General features: G+C 44.3%; 11 protein-coding genes. 5 read left to right on the top strand and 6 right to left on the bottom strand.

Annotated features, from left to right (window positions below):
* Positions 1–160 precede the first annotated feature (160 nt).
* The 5 genes from GJS45_RS07575 to GJS45_RS07555 all read left to right on the top strand — a co-directional run bounded on the left by GJS45_RS07575 (position 161) and on the right by GJS45_RS07555 (position 6,712).
* On the top strand, positions 161–1,660 hold the full coding sequence (locus GJS45_RS07575; protein WP_162340877.1) for a M28 family peptidase: 1,500 nt from the start codon (positions 161–163) through the stop codon (positions 1,658–1,660).
* A 118-nt stretch (positions 1,661–1,778) separates the two neighbouring features.
* The gene (locus GJS45_RS07570; protein WP_162340876.1) at positions 1,779–2,366 is read left to right on the top strand and encodes a hypothetical protein; all 588 of its coding nucleotides are present in this window, start codon (positions 1,779–1,781) and stop codon (positions 2,364–2,366) included.
* 317 nt (positions 2,367–2,683) lie between these two features.
* Complete coding sequence (locus tag GJS45_RS07565; RefSeq protein ID WP_162340875.1) at positions 2,684–3,268, top strand: hypothetical protein; 585 nt, start codon at positions 2,684–2,686, stop codon at positions 3,266–3,268.
* Positions 3,217–3,936, top strand: a complete 720-nt coding sequence (locus tag GJS45_RS07560) for a PQQ-binding-like beta-propeller repeat protein (RefSeq protein ID WP_162340874.1) — start codon at positions 3,217–3,219, stop codon at positions 3,934–3,936. The genes GJS45_RS07565 and GJS45_RS07560 overlap by 52 nt, the downstream gene beginning before the upstream one ends.
* Before the next feature lie 322 nt (positions 3,937–4,258).
* A complete protein-coding gene (locus tag GJS45_RS07555; protein ID WP_162340873.1) occupies positions 4,259–6,712 on the top strand; it encodes a carboxylesterase family protein in 2,454 nt (817 codons plus the stop codon).
* Between the two features lie 198 nt (positions 6,713–6,910).
* Here the strand turns inward: GJS45_RS07555 and GJS45_RS07550 are convergent, their stop codons facing one another.
* The 6 genes from GJS45_RS07550 to GJS45_RS07525 all read right to left on the bottom strand — a co-directional run bounded on the left by GJS45_RS07550 (position 6,911) and on the right by GJS45_RS07525 (position 17,683).
* Positions 6,911–9,100, bottom strand: a complete 2,190-nt coding sequence (locus GJS45_RS07550; protein ID WP_162340872.1) for a hypothetical protein — start codon at positions 9,098–9,100, stop codon at positions 6,911–6,913.
* A gap of 130 nt (positions 9,101–9,230) precedes the next feature.
* A complete protein-coding gene (locus GJS45_RS07545; protein WP_162340871.1) occupies positions 9,231–10,844 on the bottom strand; it encodes a RagB/SusD family nutrient uptake outer membrane protein in 1,614 nt (537 codons plus the stop codon).
* A gap of 25 nt (positions 10,845–10,869) precedes the next feature.
* Positions 10,870–14,478 (bottom strand): TonB-dependent receptor, encoded by a 3,609-nt coding sequence (locus tag GJS45_RS07540; protein ID WP_162340870.1) that lies wholly within the window; start codon positions 14,476–14,478, stop codon positions 10,870–10,872.
* Positions 14,479–14,639: 161 nt separating this feature from the next.
* Complete coding sequence (locus GJS45_RS07535; RefSeq protein ID WP_162340869.1) at positions 14,640–15,719, bottom strand: FecR family protein; 1,080 nt, start codon at positions 15,717–15,719, stop codon at positions 14,640–14,642.
* A 146-nt stretch (positions 15,720–15,865) separates the two neighbouring features.
* Positions 15,866–16,480 carry an RNA polymerase sigma factor gene (locus GJS45_RS07530; protein WP_162340868.1) on the bottom strand — a complete coding sequence of 205 codons (615 nt, stop codon included), beginning with the start codon at positions 16,478–16,480 and terminating at the stop codon, positions 15,866–15,868.
* 576 nt (positions 16,481–17,056) lie between these two features.
* Positions 17,057–17,683, bottom strand: coding sequence for a thioredoxin family protein (locus tag GJS45_RS07525; RefSeq protein WP_162340867.1), 627 nt, complete (start codon positions 17,681–17,683; stop codon positions 17,057–17,059).
* Positions 17,684–17,688: the final 5 nt, after the last annotated feature.

The raw sequence follows: 17,688 nt of genomic DNA, 5'->3' as shown, positions 1-17,688 counted from the left end.
ATTATTTTTGGCCGAACCAAATTGTCCTGAATCGAGCCGCAAAGGTAGAAATATTAGCTGATTAAGGTATTTATTTTAACCTTAAATATCGTCTTATTAACCAGTTGGGGTGGGAATTGGTTTACTTAGTACCAATAATTCGAATCGTTAAACATTCATCATGAAAAACAAAACAATGATAGCCGCAGCAGGGCTGTTGGTCCTTTTTGCCGTGCCTGTAATGGGGCAGGAAGACTTATCTTTAAAATACGCCGCTACCATTGAGGCGGAAGATTTGGAAAAGCACCTCAGCTACCTGGCATCCGATGAGTTGGAAGGCAGGGATACCGGAGAAAAGGGCCAGAAGTTGGCGGCCGAGTATCTGGTCAACTTTTACCAGGAAAAGGGCTTGGCCGGACCCGTCGCAGGGAGCTTTCTGCAGCCATTCGAACTCTCCAGCGTACGTTGGGAAGAAGTGGAGCTAAGAGTAGGCCGAACGAAGCTGGTGCTAAATGAAGATTTTGTCTTTATTGGCGATGCCGATATGAAGAGAAGGTCCCGCACCGATTTGGTGTTTTTGGGATTGTCCTCAGAAGAAAACCTGGCAAAAGTAGATGTGGAAGGCAAGCTGGTCGGACTCTGGGCCATCGGGTCCCGATCCCCGGAAGTGGTGGATCGGATTTTTGAAGCCGGCGCGGAAGGTGTGGTGCTTGTAACCATGGAAGGACAGGCTAATTATGATCGGGTAGCTAACCGGTACAAAACGCTCTCCGGAAGGGGCCGCTTGGGCTTTGACAAGGCTACCGAACACAAACCCGTTTTTTTGGTCAGTTCGGAGATGATGGGAAAATTATTTGAAACTCCCGTGGACCAACTTAAGGAGGCTGCCAAAAACAACCCTGAATCCATCCCTTCTCAAAAGGTCCGCTATCAGGTTCAAAAGGATAAATTAATGGTAGGCACTGAAAACGTGCTGGCGTACCTGGAAGGCACTGATAAAAAAGAGGAGGTATTGGTTATTTCCTCTCATTACGATCATGTGGGCATTAACAGCGAAGGAGAAATTAACAACGGTGCGGATGACGACGGTTCCGGAACCGTGTCGGTGATGGAAATAGCAGAAGCATTTTCGGAAGCAGCAGCAGACGGATATCGTCCCCGCAGAAGTATTCTTTTTCTGAACGTCACAGGCGAGGAAAAAGGCCTGCTGGGTTCGGAGTATTATGCGGATAATCCGGTATTTCCGTTGGAAAATACGGTTAATAACCTGAATATCGATATGGTAGGACGCATTGACTACGAATACCAAAATGCCGAAAACCAGGATTACGTGTATGTGATTGGCTCCGAGATGCTTTCCTCACAGCTCAAAATCATTAACGAGTACAACAATATTACCTATACCAACCTGATCCTGGATTACCGCTACGATGCGGAGGATGACCCCAATCGGTTTTACTACCGCTCCGATCATTACAATTTCGCCAAGCACAACATTCCCGTGATTTTCTTTTTCAACGGGGTGCACGACGACTACCATCAGCCCTCAGACACGGTTGACAAGATCGAGTTTGACCTGATGGAGAAACGCGCCCGGCTGATCTTTCATACCGCCTGGGATTTGGCCAACCGGGAACACCGCACGCCGGTGGATGGGACCAATACCCGCTTGGCCAGGTAATCCTTTCAGGAATGGTTTTTAATAGCCGCTGGATAATGTCCGGCGGCTTTTTGTTTTTATAAAAATAGCCCCTATATTAATAGACGTAATAAAACGAATAAATAGATACCTTCCTACCATGAAAAAACTTTGTCTAAGCCTTTTCGCCCTGGTGCTTTTCTTTCAGGTCCAAGCACAGCAAACACCCTCTAAAGCCATGCAGATCAAGACGGCCGTCCTGGCAGCTCCCGAAACGCTGAGAGAAGGAAGCATGGTTTATGGCTATGACAGCCGGGGAAACTGGGCCGTCTTGCGGGAAGGCAGTAATGAAATGGTTTGCATAGCTGACGATCCCACAGCTGAGGGTTTTAGTGTGGCCTGCTACCACAAGCAGTTGGAGCCATTTATGGAAAGGGGTAGGGAATTGAAAAAGGAAGGTAAAAGTTTTAAGGAAATCTTCGATACCCGGGAGGCGGAAGCCAAGGCTGGCACGCTTCAGATGCCCAAAGAGGGTGCCACGCTGTACTCCCTTTCAGCGGCTGCTGAGGATTACGATGCACTAAAGGGAGAAGTAAAAAACACTTACCTGCGCTATGTGGTCTACATTCCCTGGGCTACCCAGGAAAGCACCGGTCTGGCCCTTAAGCCGGAAGCCCCCGGCATGCCCTGGATCATGGATCCTGGCACCCACCGCGCCCATATCATGATCAATCCACCGAAGGAGTAGTTTTTTTCGGATTCAAAGTATTCTTTTGCAAAAGGTAATTTTCGCCCGCTGGATTTTGCTTTGTCTATTACTAGAGAAAACAATCCAAACCAGATTTTTTGGGATTAAGGACTCGCCTTCCAGCGACTGAGAAAAAAAAGAACGGTAATTTTTTAAGTCGGATAATTAACTCAATAGATGTTAAGGATAAGCGCTTGGTCACGAAAACTGGTGAAAATTAATTTTTAAACTAATTTCTTCTTATTTTTTCAAGATTAAAACAAAAATTAGTGATAATTTAGCATTATAAAACCTTCTCCTCATTCTAACGCAAACCGATGAAGATCTCCAATCCTATTCTTGCATTTGTTTTGATTCCGAAGTTTTTTTTATCCTGTGTGGAAACCAGCATTGATGTTCCGCAGGTGGTCGATCCGGAAGAGGAAGAGCCTGAAATTGAAGAGGAGGAAGCACTACTGGAAGATCCTGAAGGACTGCCCTTTGTTGTTCAATGGTCCGTTAATAAGACAGAAGAAGAAGTGGGGTTCTCTATGGAGCCTTTTCTTCATGCTTCCGAAGCGGGGCTGTACTATGCCAGTCCACTAGGACCGAATAGTCTTGTCTCCCTGGAAAAGGAAACGGGGGAACCGGTATGGGAACTTCCCGAAGGAACGGTGGATTCTGCTTTTATACTAAAGAAAATTGGAGATTTTTTGTGGGGAATGTATTATGACATCAACAATCCTTCGGTGGTAAAGTTGAATCCGGAGGACGGGAGTATTTTGTTGGAAAGACCCTCCGGGACCTTTCCATCCGGTCAGTCTGATGGCACCTGGTTTGGATTTAAAAACGAGAAACCTCCCTATACCAGGTGGATTTGGAAACTGGAAATGATGTGGCTGTTTGTGGCGATTTCAGGGTAGATAACGTCCGAAACTTTCTCTTTAAAGATAACCGGCTGACGTTAATGGCAATTCGTGGAGGTAGGAGTTTACTGAATATCGATCCTAATGCTTGCACTGTTTTCTGGGAAATAACGGAAGGTGATACGGGGAATTTTGGACATTTAAATTATTATTCGTTCGCTGTAGATTTTGGTAATAAAATTTTGAGTGTTGGGCCTAACTATTTTATGCTGCGTTCTCCTTTGACCGGACAGGTTGAGACCAAATTTCCTGCCGGGGATGGGAACGGATTTGAAATCACTCAGTTTTTACACCATGAAGGGAAAAACATTTTCCTTTACCATGATAATGGAAGCGGGAAAGTATTTGCCTACGATTGGATTAACGGCAATCAGGTTTGGGAATCAGCAGTCCAAAGCCGCGATGTAGGACAACTTTTCCTTGTCAAAGACCGGCTATTCCTTTACACAAAAAGCCAAAAGCTCTTTGAATTGGATATGGAAAACGGACAGACCCTTTCCGAAACAGAAACCAAAGAACTTTTCCCCTTCGATCGCGCGACTATTTCTTTTTCCATCGATCGGGTAGAGGAGTATTTCGGCCAGGCTTATTTTAAGATTTCAGGTGACGAGATCTATTATACCACAGCACAAAGTCGGCTGGTTTCCGCAAGATTGGAGGAATAATTATCCGTATCTAAAGCAGCAACAGAGGGTGCCAACCTAAGTCACGTAACGATACATTTTTTTTAGCGCTTCGGGATCTTGGTGGCGGTTTTAATCGCACTTAACAAGATCAGAAGGTGAAAGGTCAACGCTATAAAAGTAATAGTAGATAAAATTTTGCCAGAAGTGGTGAAATTTGTCACCACAAAAGGTCATTTAGATGTATTAATTTAATAAACAGGTGCTTTTTCTAATTGAAAATGTCGTTATTTGACCTGTTTTAACAAATACAGGTTTTGGAGGACCATTTCCAGTTGCCTTTCCACTTCAACCATAAATTTGCATGCGCAAGCAACCCCTAGTCCCTTTACTGTTCCTGATTTTACTATCCGGACTATTTTCCGGCATCCGGGCACAAACCAACACTGATCAAATTGTAATTACAGAAGGGTGGGTGACAGGCTTTGGCGCTCCGGTAAAATACCCCCGCTATGCCCGCAGCGAATTCCCTACCGATCCAGTCATTCCGCTGCTGCTGGCAGACCAATCGATTCAGCCAGCGGATCAAAAAGGTGATTCTGGAGTCAATTGGGAAGCCATTTCAGCGGATGAGAACGGCCTTTTCAAGCACGACCTACTTGCTTCCGGAGGCCTTTACCTGGAATACACCAGCCCTGCTGAAAAGGTTGTGATTTTTGATGCCTCCGGCCATGGGAAAGCCTATATCAATGGAGTGCCCCGGGAAGGGGACCACTTTGGCTTTGGAACCACCAAGCATCCTGTAAAGCTGAAAAAAGGGCTGAATTCGTTTTATTTGACAAGTGGCAGAAATCCGGAAATAAGGGCCTCTCTTTACGCTCCGGAATCGCCCTTACAGTTGAGCCCTGATCAACTGACCCTGCCGGATCTGGTGTGGGAAGAAAAAGGATTTAAATGGGCGGGAATAAAAGTCATCAATGGGACCGAAAAAGCGGCTACCGGCTATCGGGTAGAGAGCATCGTTAAGGGCATGGAAAAAATGAGTACCCCAGTACCGACCATTGAAAAGCTGACTTCCAGGAGCGTTCCATTCCGGATACCTGAGTTGCAGGGTGTACAGGACGAGCAAGTGGAGGTACAGGTAAATCTCCTTTCAGCCTCCGGGAAAAAATTGAATTCGCTGACCTTGACGCTGAAAAACCGGCCTTTTGATAGTATACATGACCGGACCTTTATTAGCGGAATTGACGGTAGTGTTCAGTATTATTCCGTCCAGCCCGGCAAGGTGCCGGAAGAAATAAAGCCTGCGCTCATCTTTTCTACCCATGGGGCAGGGGTAGAGGCCAGAGGTCAGGCTGCGGTCTACACTCCCAAGGATTGGGGACATATAATAGCTCCCACCAACCGAGGGCCATTTGGCTTTGCCTGGGAGGACTGGGGTCGGTTGGATGCCCTGGAAGTACTGGAAATTGGAAAGGAACTCTTTCAGCCCGATCCTCAAAAAATATACCTCACCGGCCATTCCATGGGAGGGCATGCCAGTTGGTACCTGGGAGCGACTTACCCTGACTATTGGGCAGCCATTGGGCCCTGTGCCGGTTATGCGGAACTTCATGACTGGATAGAACATACACGAAAAGTAGGCACGGCCACGGAGCGAATGTTTGAAAGGGCTGGTAATACGCAGCGTACCCGCCTTCTGAGTCGAAATTACCTACATTTTGGCGTTTATATCAACCATGGCAATGACGACCAGGTGGTTCCGGTGCGTCATGCCCGGCAGATGAAGCAGGTTCTGGCGGATTTTCACCCGGATTTTGCTTACTACGAATACCCGGACGGGGGGCATTGGTACGGAAATCATTCGGCCGATTGGCCGCCCCTGTTTGACTTTTTAAAAAGTCATGCGCTCCCCAAACCGGAAGAAGTGCGCAGCCTGGAATTTTACACCGCCAGTCCGGGGGTTTCCTCCAGCTCCAACTGGCTGACAATCTACCAGCAAACGCATCCCTACCAACTCAGCCATGTGGAGCTGGATATTGGAGAGGATTCCGTATCCCTTTCAGGTGTAACGGAGAATGTTGCCGTCCTGCGATTGGATGTAAGTATGGCGGGCCTGGCCTTTCCGTTGTCCATTCAATTGGATGATAGTAAGCTAGTCCTGGAGCAGTCCGTTTCTAAATTAGTCCTGGCTCGCAACGATAGCGGAGCCTGGGAGCTCGGTGACCTACCCGGGCTGGAGAAAAAAGGCCCGCATCGGTATGGATACTTCAAAGATGCGTTTCGTCACCAAGTAGTTTTCGTGTACGGCACCCAGGGAGGTAAAGCAGAAAACGATTGGAATTTTTACAAGGCACGGTACGATGCCGAAACCTTTAGCTATCGGGGAAATGGCTCTATAGAAATGGTATCGGACAAGCAGTTTTCACCGGAAAAATATGCCGACAGGGGGGTGATCCTTTATGGAAATGCAGATACCAACCAAGCCTGGAAAGCCTTGCTGGGGGAAAGCCCGGTTCAGGTTTCCAATGGAGCAATGAAGGTAGGGGATCGAGTATTGACCGGCGATGGCTGGGGGTGTTATTTTATTCAACCACGACCGGACAGCGATATTGCCTCGGTAGGCGTGGTGGCAGGAACCGGGCTAAAGGGCTTTAAGGCGGTCCATGCCAACCAGTATTTTATGGCGGGTACCGCTTTTCCCGATCTGACGGTAATTGGAACAGAGGTATTTTCAAACGAATACGAGGCGGTGGTGGCTTCCGGTTTTTTTGGCAATGACTGGGGTGTGGAAACGGGTGATTTTGTTTGGAAATAAGTAGGTTAGAGGGAATCAGTAGGATTGCAGTATTTTCCGATGGAAAAAGAATACCTTCTGAACATTCTAAAATCCATCGTTGATTCCGCTTTCCAAAAATCTTTTATCCAACCCCTTTTGCTTTCCAGTGGCAAATTTTCCGGGGCACTATTGTCCGGAAGCCATTTCCTAATCCCGATTGAAAAAGAAATAAACAAATCAGAAAACTATTTCGTAGTAAATGGCCTTGGTTTCTTTTCCATCGATCTTAATACTGTTGCTTGTTGAGGGCAAGGTTTTTCCTGTTCGGTTACCGGTGTGGTCTAGCACATGTACGGTAAAATCACGGTCATCGGGTAGGTTGATGGCTACATTTACCGCTTCGATCAATAAAGGGGCTTCTCCCGGAGTAATCAATTCCGTTTTTTCTTCATTGTATTTCATGCCTGAGTTCTTTGCGCGGGCGATGGTGGTGACCAGTATACTTTCCGCTTCTTCGAGTCCTTTGGAGGGATTCATGCTGCTCAGTAGAACAATGGCAAACTCGTTTTCGGTTTGTATACTGAATGAACCCAGGTCAATTTTTTGGTTTTTGGCAAAACCAACCAGCCCCTTGGTGCCAGCTGTATTGATGGTAAAATGCCCATTGTCTTCCTCAGTCCAATAAAGTTGGCCCGTATTGGAAACGATCCCGTTATTTTGTTTGAAAACATCCAAACTACCTATTTCATCAGGGAGATTTTCAGGAGTAAATGTGAGGGTGACTTTGCCAGCCGCCATTGCTTCCAGGGGAAAAGGGGTATTTAAAACTTTTCGGTCATGATCTTGCACTACCGTTTCGTCAAAAAAATTCGACCCTGCATTCAACGCTTCAAAATTAACCTTCCGATCTACGATGGTTTCCCCTTCCATAAGGTCTTTGCGATAAATCATCATGGCCAATGCTGGGTATAATGCCAATTGAGTGGGGGAAGTTACGTTATAGACTCCTCCCCAGGGAGGTGTTTGAATGGTGGGGGTATAGGAGGGTTGGTCTATGGCAAAGCTAAAAGAGGCATCCCATCCCTGAAGCCCCATTCCGTATGCAGCAATGATCGGAGAACTTTCTGCTGTCCATTCCGAAGGAATTAGGCTCATCCATTCTGAAAGCGCAAAAGGTCTGCCGCTCACCTGTTGCAAGCCCGTTCCTAATAATCCGGAGCCAATTTTGGATACCATAGCGGTATTAGACATTTCTCCGGCCCGGAGGTTATGCCCGGTGCCTCCTCCAAAGTAATTGTGTCGATCGATCATTCCCACCTGATAGTCGGCATACAGGTTATACAAATGCGAAAGTCCGGTTCCCGCCTGCCAACAACTGGCCACAATGGTGCCTTTGTAGCCAGTATCCCTTACTGCTTTCTGGAACTTTTGGTAAAATTTTGCCTGCTCCTCAAAAAGGAAATTCAGTTTGTCCAATACATGTTGTTTTACGGGTCTTTTTTCAATGATGGCTTGCTGGTATTCATGACTGAAAAACCCATGGTTGGGATGGGGATAGATATTTTTTTTCTCCAGATGTTCTCCTTCTGAAATTCCTTCACCATTCCAGGCCCGTCTTAATTTTTCATGCGTACCGTATTTTGCCTGTAACCAGGTGGAAAATTTCTGGCAAAGCAAGGCCCTGTAAGTAGGGGTTTGTTCCAGGGTTTTTTCAATAGCGCCCCAGAAAATATTGTCTTCGTTTTGGAATTCCACAAAGGCCAGTGCAGGATCATCGGCATAGCGAAGGCCAGTATGGGGGTTTCTATGGTTGAGCATGTTAACCAGCAGCTCTATATTAAGCGCCTGCAAATCCTCGGCAAAATTGACCAATGAGGCAGTGGATCCATTTAGGTGTGCCCATGGGAAATCAGTATTAACTACTTCATTGTAAGCCAAAACCCGGGTGCTATCCGCCGGTTTGATCCGGTGTCCATAAATGGGAGACCAGCCATAATAAATTCCTTTCTGACGCAGGGCCTGGCTGAAATAATCGAATTGCTCCCATTTCTCAGGTTTGATTTGGGTGGATTGGTGATCATCTGTGGCTTCCCAGGTAAATTTGTGAAACCGTACGCCATTGATGCCATATTTTGCTAAAAACCTTCCCCATTCATCGGCCTTTTCGTGTGATGAAAATGGATTGCTGCCATTGATGTTGGTGCCCCAGAATTTGATCGGCTGCCCATTTTCAAAGACCAGGTCATTGCCTTTCATTTGCACAAACCCGTGTTTTCCTGCAGGTGCATCCAGCCAATCGGTGAGATCCAGGTTGTCGGTTTGATAGTAGTTCTGCGGTTGAAATGGGAACCATACCGTATCCTGGCTATTTGCATTGCTGAGGCAAATAAAATAAAGGATTAAAAAAAGGGGAGGCTGAAATTTCATCAGGATTATAATTATAAGGTGGAAACAGCAGGAAACGTTCTATTTGCACTTGTCATGCTATAGGTTTAGGACAAAAGTAAAAAAATAGATGCGGACCATGTGATTTCATGGTCCGCAAATAGATCAGCAATTAATAACCGGGATTGTTTTCGGTTATGGCCGAATTTCTTTCGATTTCGGCTTGAGGTAAGGGGAAAAGCAGGTGTTTGTTCACATCAAACTGCACAGGGGAGACCAGAGCGGTACTGAAATTAGCTTCACTTCCATCCCATCCGGTCAGGTCCATGTCCCCTGAAGCATGCCAGCGCTTGAGGTCCCACCAACGCTGGCCCTCACCTGCCAATTCCACAAAGCGTTCGTCCATGATCCACTGCATAATGGTGGTTTCACTGGTTTCGCTTGTTGGATAATTTGCAGGATTAATGCCATCCCCATATCCCGATTCCCCTGCCCAATTCCTGGCCCGGGTTCTTACCTCATTGATATGATTGATGGCAGCCGTTGCATCGCCGGTTTTAATTGCAGCTTCCGCTGCAATTAATTTAAGATCTGCATACCTAAGCACCCGTTCGTTGTTTGCCGAGCCCCCATGGGGAGGCGTAAGTTCATTTACCCCGTCAGGTTTATTATACTTTTGAAAAATTAGTCCATCAAAACCATCGTCTGCATTGGAAAAAACGCTGAGGCGCGGATCATTACCAAAACCATTTCTCAACTTATCTGTAATAAGAAATTTTGTGGCAGAGGCATCATTAAAGTCGCCTCTTCCGCCTGCTTCCATCATATAACCTCTGTATACAGTGAGGTTTTCAACGCCCCGCCAAGCGCCATCATTGTGAAGAATCAGGTTACTTATAGCACTAGCTTGCCCGGCTTGAATTTCAAATAATGATTCTTGGTTGTTCTCTGTAAAAGCACTGAAGTTATCGATAAAATCAGGAACCAATGAAGCGGTAATGCCATTGAATATGGTTAACGCTTCTTGCAAATCAGCCGATTCATCATTGTTGTAATTTGCCCTAAATACCAAGGCTTTAGCCAATAATCCCCTGGCGGAATTTTTGGTTGCCCTCCCTGCATAATTTTCAGGCCAGCTTTCCGGTAAAAACGGTATCGCGGCACGGGCATCGTCAATGACCTGGGTGATTACTTCATTCGGGGTACTACGAGGTGTATTGGTTTCAGATTCCAATTGTATCCGCTCTCTGACTATCGGCACACCCCCAAATACATTGAATAGCTTAAAGTAGACATAAGCCCTCAAAAACAGAGCTTCTCCTTCCATCATAGCTATTTCCTCTGGATCATCCATTCCTGAAATATCCTTATTTCTAATTTTGTCAAGGATTACATTGGCACGGGCCACGGTTTTATAGCAAGATTGAAAAGAAAAGCCTACTTGCGTGTTTGTTGGATTCAAACTTCCGTCAAAGAGTTCCACGCCTGTTCTTGCCGCCAGGTTTTCGGTTAAGTCATCACCTGGTAACAAATAGGTACCCGTAATCCAACCATTAAAGTTGGTGGACGGTGCTGCAAAATGGTAATGATCATATAGGGATGCATATACGCTTACCAATTTGGTTCTAAACTCTGTGGCGTTATTGAAATAGGTTTCCTCTGTCCTTCCCATGGGAGGCTCACCTACCAGATCGGGGTTACATCCAAATCCTGCAGGAATTGTGCAAATAAGAAATAATAATTTATAACTATTGGCTTTTATCGAATTTAAAATACTTATTTTCATAACAGTGGAGGTTGAATTTTTTTGATTAAAAACTGGCATTGAGACCCATATTGAATGAACGTGGTAATGGAAATTCATCGTTCACAGGATCCAAACCTCTCCATCTAAACATATAGAGATTATTTTGCCCGCCCACATAAATCCTCAATGACCTGATACTGTTTTTGGTCAGTGCTAACAATGATCCGGGAAGAGAATATCCAATTTGCCAATTGTTTAACCTAAAGAAAGCGGCACTTTCAACCCATCGATCGGACAAACGGTTATTTCCGGCGGGATCATTTACCACCGCCCTAGGCAGATCAGTATCCGTATTGGTTGGGGTCCAGCGATTGAGGGTGGTCGCAAAGTAGGTGGCCCCAGCTCCACTCATTCCTTCGAAGGTTCGGCGTACAGCGTTGATCTTATCCACTTTACCTTCTCCATAAAAGTTCATGGAAAAGTCGAGACCTTTCCAACCGGCATTCAGGTTAATTCCATAAGTGACACCCGGAATAGTGTTACCTATTTCAGTTTGATCAAAGGAATTAATTGTGCCATCCGGGGTAGTGCTGTAGAACCTTTCCTCTTCAGTAGGGTTTCCATATACGTCCACAAAATACATATCTCCCGGTGCAACGAAATCAGAATTGCCCACAATTTCCTCATCATACTCCTCAAAATAAGCATCCACTTCCTCCTGAGTTTGGAAAATACCGCCTTGTTTATAACCCCAGATATGGCCCACCGATCTTCCTACCTCTACTCTTCCAAACCCTGTTGAAAGGGGTTGATCCTGATACAATCGGGTGACCTCATTGGTGAGGAAACTGATATTTGTCGAAATACCATAGGTAAAATCGAATACCTGATCATTGAAACCTACCAATAAATCCAGCCCACGATTTTCCAGCTTACCTATATTGAATAGTGGATTATTGGTGCCAACTGTTAATGGCAAATTTACCCGCTGCAAAATATTGCTCGTGGCCCTGTTAAACAGTTCAGCTGTTAAATTGATCTTGTTGTTGAACAGCAGCGCATCGACGGCGATAGTACTTGTAGTCACGACTTCCCATGATAATGAGGCATTGGGAAAATCTGCAACCACCCCTCCTAAATTCAAATTCCCAAGAGGATCACCATTGCCTGAACCCCATCGGTAGGAGGACAGCCCGAGATTAGCACCTGATAAGAAAGCGTACTGACCCACTGCCGCCTGGTCATTGCCAGCCTCTCCCCAGCCACCTCTGATTTTTAAATCGTTAATAAATGAGACATTGTTCATAAAATCCTCCTTACTGATTCGCCAGGCTCCTGAAACCGAATAAAAATTTCCCCAACGATAATCTTCTGCGAATCCATTACTGGCATCTCGCCGATAGGAAAAGTCAAAATAATATTTTGAGTCGTAGATATAATTCAAACGTCCCACCAGACCAAACCAAAATCGCTGTCCCCAACCGGTAAAGCTGCTGTTGTTTTCGAGGTCATTGCCATATCCGTTCTTTTTTGGGTTTTCCACAAGGTTGTTCAAATTTGAGGAGGAAAGGTTTACATTGTGTAAATAATGCCGTTGATCCTGAACAGCTCCCGTTAAGGTAATACGATGCTTGGAAGCAATTAATCGATCATAAGTCGCTGTAAAATCCGTCTGGTAGTTGATGATGTTATTGCCCCTGCTTTCAAAACTACCTAAGCTATTGGGTGCATTCGGCGCTACCTCTCTGGGGTTTATTCCAGTAGGTAAAAATAAATTGGCTCTGGAAAATGCATTTAAACCATATCTTACTTGTTTGGTATAATCAAGGTTTAAACTTCCTCGAAGGGTAAGGCCCTCTATAGGGGTAAATTCGGTAAATAATTGCCCCATATTCCTGTCCAAATCAAACCCCTGGTAATTAAGTGTGCCAAGGGCCAGATAATTAGCCCTCGAACCCTGCCCATACAATTTTGCTGGCTGCCATGAATCTCCAAATAAAAAAGGATCAATGACAGGAGCAAAACCATATTGATTATTGGGGTCCCTAAGCGGCTGCCAGGGAGCTGCAGCTGCATAATCCGTCAGTTTCCCACGGTCATTTAAATCAGCCTCTTGCCTGGTGTATTTATAATTGATTCCAACTTTCCACCAATCCTTTACTTGGACATTTAAATTTACGGCAGCTGTGTATCTTTTATAGTCATTTCCCCAAAGTATCCCTTCTTGGTCCAGGTAACCAACAGAAACATAATAATCTATCCTGTCATTGGCTCCGGAAACTTTTAAATCATAGGATTGATTTAAGGCATTTGACCTTACCAGTTCTTCCTGCCAGTCGTAAGTGGTAGGATCATTGATATAATAAGGGCTTTCTGGATCAAATTGTGGGCTGAAACTGGTTAATCTAATCGCCTGGCTGGGGTCATTTCTGCCATACAGGTTTTGTTCTATAGAAATATCCGGATTCAGGTTATTGGCATACATTTCCCGGGTAATGTCCACATACTGCGCTGTATTCAACATATCAAATCTTGGGGAATTTTGGACACCGAAATTTGAATTGAATTCGATAATTGGCTCTCCTTTTTGCCCTTTTTTTGTCGTGATCAACACTACGCCGTTGGCACCTCTGCTTCCATAGATTGCGGCAGCAGAAGCATCCTTTAAGACAGATATGGTTTCAATATCATTGGGATTGATCAGGTTGAATATATTGGGGGGAGTACTCCTGCCTGCACCACCTATCAAATCTTCGTTTCCTGCTCTGGCGGGCTCCCATATTTGCCCATCCACCACATACAAAGGCTGGGCATCACCATTCCATGTGCCTATTCCTCTAACGTATATTTTTGGTGCTTCATTTGGATCCCCACTGGCATTGACCACTCTAACGCCGGTTGCATTTCCCTGTAGGGCAAATTGGGGAGATACCATATTGGTTTTTTCGATAGCCGCTGCTCCCACCGTGCTAATCGATCCAGTTAGATCTTTTACCCTACGCTCTCCAAAACCAACCACAATTACCTCACCCAAGGCTGTTACATCAGGCTCTAACTCTATATTTATTGTAGACTGATTACCTACTACTACCTCTTCAGTAATGAATCCAACAAAGCTGAAAACCAATACCGCATCGCCGTCCGGAACATCTAGTGTAAAATTCCCATCCACATCCGTCACGGTGCCTGTAGTTGTTCCTTTGATGGTCACATTTACACCGGGCAGGGTGGTACCATCATCAGCGGTCGTCACCGTACCGGATACGGGTACAGGGATTTCGAGCTCCGTTGTAGCAGAGCTATTGCTGTAATTAGATCTTTTGACGTTAATGTTATTATTTACTTGCTTAAACTGAAGCCCCGTCTGTCGGGCAATATCAGTAAGTAGATCTAATAACGTTTGCTTTTTCCCAGGGATGGTTACCCTGGTGTTTTGATTGAATTCTTTATTGCTGTAGACAAAATTATAACCGGTTTTATTTTCCAGAACCTGGAAAACCTGGCGGAGCCTGGCTTTTTCGAAGCCAACTTCAACGAACACCTCGTTGATAACCCTTAACTGGGCATTTCCATCGTTGGCCATCAACGTTGTAAATGCAATGCATTGGATTAGCAATCCAAACAGAAAATTTTTCGTAAACATCCACAGTTGGTGTAAAAGTTTATTTTTCATACTTTTGATTAGTTATGGTAAAACATAATGATAGCAAGTCCCTGAAATCAGAATTTTGGTCGATTTACGTTTCAGGGAAGGTGTTTTAACCCGGCAATGTGCAAGCATTGCCGGTATTTTGGTAAGTGGTCTGCTGTTTTATTTCATAGGCTACTACTTTATTAGGGTTTGAACTTTATGTAAACGGTTTTTTCTTCCACCTTGTAATCAAACCTGGCAGAATAACTTAAACTCTGAAGAACATTTCCCAGATACTCATTATCAAAACGGCCGGTAACTTTCAAGTCCACTTTATGGGTGTTTTGAAAAACGATGTTTATCCCGTACCATTGTTCCAATACCTCCTTCACTGTAAGAATGGAGGTGTTGTCAAATTGAAGTAAACCCTCCTTCCAAAAGGTGACTGAAATGATATCAAAAGTCGATTTGGTCATTGTTTTTTCGGAGGGGGTAATGGAAGCACGTTCCCCTTCATTAAGGTAGAGTGCTTCTTTCTTTTCTGAGCTCAGGTTGAGCACTTCCACCTTTCCTTCCACCAATGAAACCACGGTAATGCTGTCTGACTTTCCAATTTTGACATTAAATTCAGTACCTAGAGCAGTTATTTCCGATCCATTTGCAAATACTTTAAAAGGATTTTCTTCATCTTTTTTTACATCGAAGTAGGCTTCTCCGGAAAGGTATACTTCTCTTGCGAATCCGTCATTCCCTCTATCATAAGTCAGCTTACTTTCTGAATTTAAATAAACCAAACTGCCATCAGGAAGCTTGAACCTGATCCTTTCCCTCTCACCGGTTTCTTTTTGAAAGCTGTTTGACTGATTGTTTTTAGCCAATTTTATTTGGTTTACCGAATCCCTAATAGCGGTAAACACAAACACAGCAGCAAGAATTAGTAAAAGCGAGGCCGTAAGTTTTAATCCGGCTCTCAACCAGGTATTCACTGTCTCATTATTACTCTTTTTAGTCGAATCTTCAACACGTTTTTGAGGTTGAGGTAGGGTCGTTTTGGAGCTGATAGCTTTCCAAACCGCTATTTTTCGGTCTGCGGGCATTGGCGCTTCCAAATGCGACAGCGACTTTACAATTTGGCGCGCTTGTTCTACTTTTTCCTGCTCCCCAGGGTTTTTTATGAGCCACTTCTCCCAAAATACATTTGCCTCAGGATCATTTCCATTTACCCATGCCCTAAACCACGCATCCTGGACCAAATCCTCGACCTTGAAATTTTTATAACTCATTTTCAGATACTTTACCTCAATAAGAGTAGCAGCGGGGTGGGTTTTTCACTATACCGAATAAAAATTCAACAAAATAATATTGAATAAATATTATAAGGTTAAAAAAATATGAATTTGATAAAAAATAAGGTAAATAGTTGATCTTTTTATTGATCTGCAAAAAGGTCAAATCCTTCTGCCAGGTGCTTCTTTAGCTGGTTGATGGCTTTCGAAAAAATGTTATATGTATATTTTATGTCTATTTCCAAAATGGATGCAATTTGCTCATAGCTCATTTCCTGAAAAAACCGAAGGTAAAGCACTTCCCGCTGTCTGCCATTTAATAAGTTTACCAACTGCCGGATGCGACGCTCCATACTTTCCTCTTGTTGTTGTGAAAAAAGTTCATGTTCGTAAGAAAAATTACGCTGTTCCAGTATCGCTACTTTTTGATCCGCCAGAGCAATAGACTGTACGGAATTTTTTTTAATCTTTTTTATTAAATCGTTCCTAAGTACCTTAATGAGGTAATACTTTACATTGACTAAGTCTGTCGTATTTTTACGATTATTCCACAGATAGATAAAAATATCCTGGATGGCATCTTCCACCATCTGTCTATCTTTTGTGAAGCTACAGCCGTACCTATAGAGGTCATCTACATAGCAATCGTAAAGTGTTGAAAAGGCAAGTGGGTTGCCTCTTTTGAATTCTATCCAAAGGACACTATCGTTTTCCTGCTGGTTTTCAGAATTAAATTTTTTGTTATCTGGGCTGTTCATTTAACTGAACTTTTATTGTATGAGCCCACAATATGAAAAAAGAATGTAATTATTTCAAATGTAACTATTAATTTCTGCAAACATGGCCAAAGGAATAGAACGGGTAAATCGTGAATAGATCCTTAGTTTGTTTGAAATAGAAGGAAGTTGAGTGGTTATTATTGAACTGCAAAAAAATGTAAATAAATCACTGATTGGCAAGGGTGAAAAATGAGTTTGGAAATGTGCCTGTCTTCTTTGACACCTTCCTGCGATTTGAAGGCCACCGTGCTCTGAGCCACTATTTGGCAGTTACCAATGCGGGCGCAAATGCTGCTTATCATTCATTTTTTCCAGAGTTAAGGAATAATGCAGGGCAAGCGGGAAAGCGTTTCACCATCGTTACCAGTTAGACCTGAACAGGCGGCAATGTCAGGCCACCTTACATTGACCCTGTCAATAAAGAAAATGCGTAACTTCTTTTTTACTTTGATTAATAAACTTAATGGATTGGTCTTTTTGTGGAAAACAAATAAATCCAGTTTAGAAATGCGACTGAAATTAAACGTTATATGGATATTCCCCAGTTCAGCACTATCATTCAGAATTCCGAGACCATTTGATGCTACAGCCGATGGCTTTCGTCGTTTGGCGGTTTATTTCAGATCCTTCCAGCAGGGCATCCACGGCATTGGCGAGATATGGCTCACTCACTGAAGCTGCATCCTGGTAGTTATTATCGATGGCACCGATGTAGCGTACAAGGTACTCGTCCCCTTGTTTTTCTAATAAATATGCCTGTGGAGTTCGGGTAGCCCCGTAGGTTTTGATCACTTCCTGGCTCTCATCATAAGAATACGCAAAAGGGAAACCTTTTTCCTGTGCCCGTTTCTTCATGGCATCAAAACTGTCCCCCGGACTAACCGCGCTGTCATTGGAATTGATCGCAATAATGGGGTATCCTTTCGGAGCATAGCGCTGATGCAGTTCGATCATGCGGTCCTCATAGGCTTGTACGTAGGGGCAGGTATTGCAGGAAAAGATCACAATAGCACCTTGGTTGTTTTCCAGGCCATCTAATGATACCTGAGATCCATCCACGGTTGGCAAATCAAAATTCATAGCGGTATCTCCCACTTCGTACCCGCCATTTTGAGCCAGGGCCAGGGAAGGTGTCAGGAGGATGGAAAAGAGCAATAGGAATAGGGGTCGAAAATTTTTCATGTTGG

The sequence above is a fragment of the Cyclobacterium salsum genome, from assembly GCF_010119245.1.
In the GTDB taxonomy this organism is placed as follows: Bacteria; Bacteroidota; Bacteroidia; order Cytophagales; family Cyclobacteriaceae; genus Cyclobacterium; species Cyclobacterium salsum.
This window is presented reverse-complemented; position numbering and strand designations above follow the sequence as displayed.

Coding starts and splice junctions, on each gene's coding strand:
- GJS45_RS07575 (WP_162340877.1), top strand. CDS start 161: ATGAAAAACAAAACAATGATAGCCGCAGCAGGGCTGTTGGTCCTTTTT.
- GJS45_RS07570 (WP_162340876.1), top strand. CDS start 1,779: ATGAAAAAACTTTGTCTAAGCCTTTTCGCCCTGGTGCTTTTCTTTCAG.
- GJS45_RS07565 (WP_162340875.1), top strand. CDS start 2,684: ATGAAGATCTCCAATCCTATTCTTGCATTTGTTTTGATTCCGAAGTTT.
- GJS45_RS07555 (WP_162340873.1), top strand. CDS start 4,259: ATGCGCAAGCAACCCCTAGTCCCTTTACTGTTCCTGATTTTACTATCC.
- GJS45_RS07550 (WP_162340872.1), bottom strand. CDS start 9,100: ATGAAATTTCAGCCTCCCCTTTTTTTAATCCTTTATTTTATTTGCCTC.
- GJS45_RS07545 (WP_162340871.1), bottom strand. CDS start 10,844: ATGAAAATAAGTATTTTAAATTCGATAAAAGCCAATAGTTATAAATTA.
- GJS45_RS07540 (WP_162340870.1), bottom strand. CDS start 14,478: ATGAAAAATAAACTTTTACACCAACTGTGGATGTTTACGAAAAATTTT.
- GJS45_RS07535 (WP_162340869.1), bottom strand. CDS start 15,719: ATGAGTTATAAAAATTTCAAGGTCGAGGATTTGGTCCAGGATGCGTGG.
- GJS45_RS07530 (WP_162340868.1), bottom strand. CDS start 16,480: ATGAACAGCCCAGATAACAAAAAATTTAATTCTGAAAACCAGCAGGAA.
- GJS45_RS07525 (WP_162340867.1), bottom strand. CDS start 17,683: ATGAAAAATTTTCGACCCCTATTCCTATTGCTCTTTTCCATCCTCCTG.